This is a genomic window from Streptomyces cavernae, from assembly GCF_004023625.1.
Classification (GTDB): domain Bacteria; phylum Actinomycetota; class Actinomycetes; order Streptomycetales; family Streptomycetaceae; genus Streptomyces; species Streptomyces cavernae.
On the sequence record NZ_ML137715.1, the window covers coordinates 82,584 to 90,189 of the forward strand.

A 7,606-nucleotide genomic window follows, 5' to 3' on the forward strand; every position below is an offset into this window, starting at 1 on the left:
GGCCCAGCGCAAGCAGCCAGCCAGCAGTGGACCCGGGGGAAGGCCGGCAAGCAGCAACCAGCGGACCGGTGGCCGGCAACCAGCGGGCCGACGGGCAGCAACCAGGCGACCGACGGGCAGGCCGGTGCCGGGCCCCGTCGAGGCCGATCATGCGTCGCGCAGCTGGGCGGTCTGCCGGGCGCTGAACTCAACCGTACGGCGCATATGGCCGATGAGCAGGGCGAGTTCGTCCTCGTCCAGCTGCTCGAACAGCTGGTACCAGCCGGCGGTCAGCTGCTGCCACAACCGGCCGAACTCGGCCATCTTCTCCGGCACGGCCGCCACGAGCACCCGGCGCCGGTCGGTCGTGTCCCGCTCCCGCACGACATAGCCCGCCCGCTCCAGCCGGTCCACCAGCCGCGTCGCGGAACCGGTGGTCAGCCCCGTCAGCCCGGCGATCCTCCCGGTCGCGACCGGGGCCTTCTCCAGACCCAGCAGGTTCAGACACTGAAGATCGGTCGGATGCAGCCCCAGATGATCGGCGGCGGCCTGGTTGAAGAGGGCGTACGCGGCCATGTACCGCCGGGACTCGGTGGACAACTCGTCGAGGAGGAGGCTGCGGCGGGCGCTGATGTTGGACATGGGCGCCTTCTCCGGTCGCGTCTGCGTCGTACGGCGATCGTACGCCGCGGGGGGCTGCGGGGAGCCGCACGGAACACCGTCGCCTCACCCGCCACGAGGCGACGCCAGGTCGCCCGACGGTCCCCTCCCCACTTCCCCGCAGGAGCCGGCCGACACATGAGGTGCCAAGCTGCGCTCATGGTCATCGTTCGCTCCGCCGCCCTGTTCGTCGTCGCCGCGCTGTTCGAGATCGGCGGGGCGTGGCTGGTCTGGCAGGGGGTGCGGGAACACCGCGGATGGGCGTGGATCGGCGCCGGAGTGCTCGCGCTCGGCGCCTACGGGTTCGTGGCCACGCTCCAGCCCGACGCGCACTTCGGCCGGATCCTGGCGGCGTACGGCGGTGTCTTCGTCGCCGGTTCGCTGGCCTGGGGCATGGTCGCGGACGGCTATCGGCCCGACCGCTGGGACGTGTTGGGCGCACTGGTCTGTCTGGCCGGGATGGGGGTCATCATGTGGGCCCCGCGCGGCGGCGGCTGACCCGCCGGTACGCGGTGCGGGCCGACGACGGGGCAGGCCCCAGGGGGCCTACGGCCCCTATAACCCGTCCGCCTATCCTGACGGAGTCCGGAGCCACGAGGACCGACGCCAGGCAACCCAGCCCCGAGGAGCAGCCCATGACCGCGCCCGCCCCCGCCTCCCGTATCGCCGTGGTGACCGGCGCGAGCAGCGGGATCGGAGCGGCGACGGCCCGCCGGCTGGCCGAGGCCGGCTACCGGGTGGTGCTCACGGCCCGCCGCAAGGACCGCATCGAGGCGCTCGCGGGGGAACTGGTCGAGGCCGGGTACCAGGCGGTCGCGTACCCGCTTGACGTGACGGACCGGGCAGCCGTGGACGAGTTCGCCACCGCCTTCAAGACGATCGGTGTCCTGGTCAACAACGCGGGCGGCGCGCTGGGCGCCGACCCGGTCGCCACGGGTGACCCGGCGGAGTGGCGCCAGATGTACGAGACCAACGTCATCGGCACTCTGAACGTGACCCAGGCCCTCCTGCCCTCACTCACCGCGGGCGGGGACGGCACGGTGGTCGTGGTCTCCTCGACGGCGGGCCACGGCACGTACGAGGGCGGCGCCGGCTACGTCGCCGCCAAGCACGGCGCGCACGTCCTCGCGGAGACGCTGCGCCTGGAGATCGTGGGCACTCCGGTCCGCGTGATCGAGATCGCCCCCGGCATGGTGAAGACGGAGGAGTTCGCCACGACGCGCTACCGCGGGGACGCGGACAAGGCGGCGAAGGTGTACGAGGGCGTGGCGGAGCCCCTCACCGCGGACGACGTCGCGGACACGATCTCCTGGGCGGTCACCCGGCCCTCCCACGTCAACGTGGACCTCCTGGTCCTCCGCCCCCGTGCCCAGGCGTCCAACACGAAGGTCCACAGGGAGTTCTGAATGCCGGAACCCAGAGAACCGGACACCCAAGCACCGGACACCCGGGAACTGGAATCCCAGGCACCGGACACCCAAGCACCGGACACCCGGGAACTGGAATCCCAGGCACCGGACACCCAAGCACCGGAGGCCCGAGCACAGCACGCCCTGGAACAGCAGCGCCTCGCGCAGGAAGAGAAGAACGAACGCCACGTGTGGTGGTTCCTCGCCTACTTCCTCTTCGGCATCCACATCGTGGCGTTCGTGATGATCTACGCGGTGACGCACGCGAAGTAGCAGTCAGCCCTTCACACAGACGACCTGCTTGAGCTTCGCCACGACCTCGACCAGATCCCGCTGCTGGTCGATGACCTGCTCGATCGGCTTGTACGCGCCCGGGATCTCGTCCACGACGCCGGAGTCCTTGCGGCACTCCACGCCCCGCGTCTGCTCCTCCAGGTCCTTCGTCGAGAACCTGCGCTTCGCGGCGTTGCGGCTCATCCGCCGACCGGCTCCGTGCGAGGCCGAGTTGAAGGACTTCTCGTTCCCGAGGCCCTTCACGATGTACGAGCCCGTGCCCATGGAGCCCGGGATGATCCCGTAGTCGCCGGAGCCCGCCCGGATCGCGCCCTTCCGCGTGACCAGCAGGTCCATTCCCTCGTACCGCTCCTCCGCCACGTAGTTGTGGTGGCAGGAGATCTCCGGTTCGAAGGTCGGCTTCGCCTTCTTGAACTCCTTGCGGACGACGTCCTTCAGAAGTCCCATCATCAGCGCGCGGTTGTACTTCGCGTACTCCTGCGCCCAGAACAGGTCGTTGCGGTAGGCCGCCATCTGCGGGGTGTCGGCGACGAAGACGGCGAGGTCGCGGTCGACCAGGCCCTGGTTGTGCGGAAGCTTCTGGGCCACGCCGATGTGGTGCTCGGCGAGTTCCTTGCCGATGTTCCGGGAGCCGGAGTGGAGCATCAGCCAGATCGAACCGTTCTCATCCGTGCACACCTCGACGAAGTGGTTACCGGATCCGAGCGTCCCCATCTGCTTCACGGCGCGTTCCTGACGGAACTTGACCGCATCCACGATCCCGTCGAACCGCCCCCAGAAGTCGTCCCATCCCGCGGTGGCGAACCCGTGGAAGCGCCCCGGGTCGACGGGGTCGTCATGCATGCCCCGCCCCACCGGAATCACCTGCTCGATCCTCGACCGCAGCCGCGACAGATCCCCCGGCAGGTCGTTCGCCGTGAGCGAGGTCTTCACCGCCGACATCCCGCAGCCGATGTCCACGCCCACCGCCGCCGGGCACACCGCACCCCGCATGGCGATGACCGAGCCGACCGTGGCGCCCTTGCCGTAGTGCACGTCCGGCATCACGGCGAGGCCCTTGATCCACGGCAGCGTGGCCACGTTGCGGAGCTGCTGCAGAGCTCCCTCCTCCACCGACGCGGGGTCGGCCCACATACGGATGGGAACCTGCGCGCCCGGCATCTCCACGTACGACATAACGTCCTCATTCCCCCGAAAGAACTACAGAAGCCTGAAAGCGCAAAACCGGCGCCAAGGTCAATGAAAGGGACAACGGACCGGCGTCCACGGCAGTGCGTGCGATACACATTGTGTTCACCGGCCGCACTCGTGCGGCAAGCGAATAACAGCGAGAAAGAACCCGCGGCAGCCCGGTGCTCGACGATGCCCGGCAGCGGGACTCCGTTCGGGAGAGGAGCCATCACCGTGCAGCGGAAGGCGTACGTGTCCGGTGTCGCCGCGCTTCTCCTGGCGCTGGTGGCCGGCTGCTCCGGCTCCGGCGACGGTGACGGCGACGACGACCCGAAGCCGAGCGGCGAGGCCACCACGGCCAGCGCGGCCCCGCCCGGCAGGTACCGAACGCTGCCCGAGCCGTGCGGCGCCGTCAGCCGCGGCACACTGGACTCGCTGCTGCCGGGCATCAACCAGATCGCCGACGAGACCCAGCGCGAGACGGCCTACGAGGGCACGGCCCGGGTCACCTACGACACGGACCGGCGGGTCGGCTGCCGCTGGAAGGCGGAGTCCGCCACGGCCACGGACCGTCTGATGGTCGACCTGGAGCGCGTGGTCTCGTACGACACCAGCGTCAGCGACGACAGCCGCGCCGAGGAGATCTTCGCCAAGAAGGAAGTCACCGCCGACCTTCCGGAACCCGCCGGTTCGGCCTCGGCGACCCCGGAGTCCCAAGAAGCCGCGGAAAACCCCTCTGCGTCCGCCACCGCCGGCGACGACGTCGCGGCGGGCGGCAGCACCACCCCGGCCCCCACCGCCAGCACCACCGCGACCGGGGGCGCGCTCCCGTCCGTCTCCGCGACCCCCACCGCGCTCCAGCCCCGCACCCTCGACGACCTCGGCGACGAGGCGTTCCTGAACGACCAGCTGAACACCACCTCGGCACAGCGCACGGTAACTGTGGTGTTCCGCACGTCGAATGTGCTCGTGACCGTCCAGTACGAGGAGCAGTCGGCCACCGTCACCGAGCTGCCCGACAGCAAGGAAATGCAGGACAGAGCGCAGAAGTTGGCCGCTCAGCTGGCTGACACGCTCGGCGACTGACGGGGTTCGGGGCGCCCTCGCGAACGGCCTGAAACAAATCCGCGACCGCCTCACTCGGCGTACCGTGGCCCATCGGACCCGTCCGCACGCACGAACAACGAGCGTCTTGAGTGAAGGAACCATGCACCGACCAGTACAGCGACTCACCCGCACTCTCGTCTGCGCAGCCGCCGTCCCGGTGATGCTCATCGTCTCCGGGTGTTCCTCGGACTCGGACTCCGGTTCCGGTTCCGGCGACGACGCGAAGCAGGGCTCGAGCGCCTCGGCGTCCACGGACTCGGCAGGCGGCGGCAACTCCCCGGCGGCCGTGCAGCAGGCCGCGTACGCGAAGCTGCCGGATTCGTGCGCCGTGCTGTCGAAGAAGACGCTCAAGGAACTGGTGCCGGAGGCAAAGGGCAAGGGCAAGGCGGGCCAGTCCGACGACATCGACGCCCGGAGCAGTTGCTCCTGGTCGAGCCTGAAGAACAACGGTGTGAAGGGCTCGCAGTTCCGCTGGCTGAACGTCTCGCTGCTGCGCTTCGACTCGTCCCAGGTGCGCGGTTCGGGCGAGAAGCTGGCGACGGAGTACTTCGCCAAGCAGGTCGAGGACGCCCAGTCCGCCCCGGACGCGAAGAGCTCCAAGTCGGCGCCGGTGAGCGGGATCGGCAACGAGGCGACCGCGATCCGCTACGACCTGAAGAAGAAGGAAGGAACCTTCAAGCAGCAGACAGTGGTGGCGCGGGTCGAGAACGTGGTCGTCACCCTCGACTACAACGGCGCGGGTCTGGCCGGGGACAAGGCGCCCAACGCCGACGACCTGGCGAAGCTCGCCCAGAACGCGGTCAAGGAGTCGGTGGCGGCGGTCTCCTCGGCGAACGGCGCGGGTGGCGGCGGACAGGGAGCGGAGGCTTCGCCGGGCAAGAGCGGTTCCCCGTCCAAGGGAGCCTCGCCGAACAAGAGCGCGTCCCCGTCCAAGAGCGCCGCGGGCCAGGGCGCCTCGCCGGCCAAGGACGCCGAAGGCGCCTCCGCGTCCCCGTCGAAGCGCTGACGGGGTCCGAACCGCACGGAAGCGGGAGAACACGCGAGAACCCGCGAGAGGCGCGAGCAGCGCGGGGAAGCCGGAGAGACGGAGAAGCGCGGAGACGTGGGAGAAGTCCGGAGGAGCCGGTGAAGCGCGGAGAAATAGCTCACAGAAGCCGCATCGTCCGGCTGACGGCCCGATAGCCCGAGCTGACGTCCAAGTCCCAGCTCAGTCAGGTCCTTTCGTGGGAGCCCGCCCCCGTACGGAGGCGGGCTCACGCAATACCGGTCCTCCGCAGTACGCACACATGTGCCACTCTGTTGCCCGCATAAGAACCGCGTCAGGAAGTCTCAGGCCGAAACGCGCCTGTGGACGCAGCAGGGAGGGGAGCACGGGTGGCGGCGCCAATGGAACTCACCAAGACGCACCGGATACTCATCGGTGTGGTCGTCTTCGGGGCGGTCGTCATCGCGGGCATCGGCTTCGCGGGCTCCTACGCCGCGGTCCGTGAACTCGCGCTCAAGAAGGGCTTCGGGAACTTCAGTTACGTCTTCCCGATCGGCATCGACGCCGGTATCTGCGTCCTGCTGGCCCTCGACCTCCTGCTCACCTGGATCCGCATCCCCTTCCCGCTGCTGCGCCAGACGGCGTGGCTGCTGACGGCGGCGACGATCGCGTTCAACGGCGCGGCGGCCTGGCCCGATCCGCTGGGCGTCGGCATGCACGGCGTCATCCCCATCCTGTTCGTGGTCTCCGTCGAGGCGGCCCGCCACGCCATCGGCCGGATCGCGGACATCACCGCCGACAAGCACATGGAGGGCGTACGCCTCACCCGCTGGATGCTCTCCCCGATCCCCACCTTCCTCCTCTGGCGCCGGATGAAGCTGTGGGAACTGCGCTCCTACGACCAGGTCATCAAGCTGGAGCAGGAACGTCTCGTCTACCAGGCGCGTCTGCGCTCGCGCTTCGGCCGTGCCTGGCGTCGCAAGGCCCCGGTGGAGTCCCTGATGCCGCTGCGGCTGGCCCGCTACGGCGTCCCGCTCGCGGACACGGCGCCCTCCGGTCTGGCGGCGGCGGGCATCGAGCCGGCGCTGCTGCCACCGGCCCCGGCGCCCGAGCACCGCGAACTCGAAGCCCCGATCCCGTCCCCGCGCCGCCCGGAGTACGCCGAGGAACCCGAGCAGGAGTACGCGCGGCAGCAGTCGCCGCAGCAGCACCAACTCCCGCAGGGTCAGGGTCAGCAGGAGGCACCGCGGCAGGCGCAGCTCCAGGCCCAGCCGCAGGCACCGGGTCAGATCCAGGGCCAGCCGCAGACACAGGGACAGGTCCAGGGCCAGCCGCAGACACAGGGACAGATCCAGGCCCAGGCCCAGGGTCAGCCCCAGGTCGGGCAACAGCAGGCGCCGCAGCAGGAGTTCCCTCAGGAGCTGCCCGGGACCGAGGGCAATCCCTGGTTCCAGGCCCCGCAGCAGGAAGTCGTCTACGAAGGCGGCTACGACCCCACGTACGACCCGGACCAGGAGTGGGCGCGCTACCAGGCCGCCCAGCAGGCGCAGTACGAGGCCGAGCAGCGTGCGTTCGCCGAGCGGCAGGCCCGGAACCGGGTCGAGGACGACGAGCAGCAGGCCTCCGTGGAGCCCTCGCCGGAGGACACGGGCAGCTTCCCCATCCCGGCGGGTCCGAACCGCACCCGACAGCTCGGCGAGGGCGGCTCCCCCAACCCGGTGCCTGACGAGGAGTCGTACTACCAGGTCTTCAAGCAGTCGATCAACGGAAGTCTGCCCACGCCCCGTGAGTTCGGCGACAGCGTGGAGGCGACGTTCGGCACGCCGCTCGCCGCCCGCGAGGCGGAGCGGATGGTGAACCGCTTCTCCAACCGCTTCAACGCGGAGCTGGAGGAGGACCACATCGCGTAGGCCGACATCGCGTAGGCCCGATGCACGAACGTACGGGGGCGGCCCGGGGGGTACACCCGGGGCCCCCCGACAGTGGGGGTCCGACCCGGGTG

The 7,606-nt window shown here is 69.9% G+C and carries 8 protein-coding genes; 6 read left to right on the plus strand and 2 right to left on the minus strand.

The features are described from left to right. Positions 1 to 147: 147 nt before the first annotated feature. Entirely contained in the window at positions 148 to 621 is a 474-nt protein-coding gene (locus tag EF387_RS09220) for a MarR family winged helix-turn-helix transcriptional regulator (RefSeq protein ID WP_128376022.1), read from the minus strand. Between the two features lie 177 nt (positions 622 to 798). Here EF387_RS09220 and EF387_RS09225 point away from each other — a divergent pair, with 177 nt between their 5' ends. The 3 genes from EF387_RS09225 (at position 799) to EF387_RS09235 (ending at position 2,321) form a co-directional block, all read left to right on the plus strand. Next, entirely contained in the window at positions 799 to 1,137 is a 339-nt protein-coding gene (locus tag EF387_RS09225) for a YnfA family protein (protein WP_128376023.1), read from the plus strand. A 137-nt stretch (positions 1,138 to 1,274) separates the two neighbouring features. Beyond that, positions 1,275 to 2,045 carry an SDR family NAD(P)-dependent oxidoreductase gene (locus tag EF387_RS09230; protein WP_128376024.1) on the plus strand — a complete coding sequence of 257 codons (771 nt, stop codon included), beginning with the start codon at positions 1,275 to 1,277 and terminating at the stop codon, positions 2,043 to 2,045. A gap of 48 nt (positions 2,046 to 2,093) precedes the next feature. Then, positions 2,094 to 2,321: a hypothetical protein gene (locus EF387_RS09235; RefSeq protein ID WP_420802545.1), complete on the plus strand. Its 228-nt coding sequence runs from the start codon at positions 2,094 to 2,096 to the stop codon at positions 2,319 to 2,321. 3 nt (positions 2,322 to 2,324) lie between these two features. Here EF387_RS09235 and EF387_RS09240 read toward each other — a convergent pair whose 3' ends face one another. Beyond that, positions 2,325 to 3,518, minus strand: a complete 1,194-nt coding sequence (locus EF387_RS09240) for an RtcB family protein (RefSeq protein ID WP_128376025.1) — start codon at positions 3,516 to 3,518, stop codon at positions 2,325 to 2,327. Between the two features lie 228 nt (positions 3,519 to 3,746). Here EF387_RS09240 and EF387_RS09245 point away from each other — a divergent pair, with 228 nt between their 5' ends. The 3 genes from EF387_RS09245 (at position 3,747) to EF387_RS09255 (ending at position 7,514) form a co-directional block, all read left to right on the plus strand. Beyond that, positions 3,747 to 4,598 (plus strand): DUF3558 domain-containing protein, encoded by an 852-nt coding sequence (locus tag EF387_RS09245; RefSeq protein ID WP_128376026.1) that lies wholly within the window; start codon positions 3,747 to 3,749, stop codon positions 4,596 to 4,598. Between the two features lie 121 nt (positions 4,599 to 4,719). Continuing rightward, a complete protein-coding gene (locus EF387_RS09250; RefSeq protein ID WP_128376027.1) occupies positions 4,720 to 5,625 on the plus strand; it encodes a DUF3558 domain-containing protein in 906 nt (301 codons plus the stop codon). Between the two features lie 380 nt (positions 5,626 to 6,005). Then, positions 6,006 to 7,514: a DUF2637 domain-containing protein gene (locus EF387_RS09255; protein WP_128376028.1), complete on the plus strand. Its 1,509-nt coding sequence runs from the start codon at positions 6,006 to 6,008 to the stop codon at positions 7,512 to 7,514. Positions 7,515 to 7,606 lie beyond the last annotated feature (92 nt).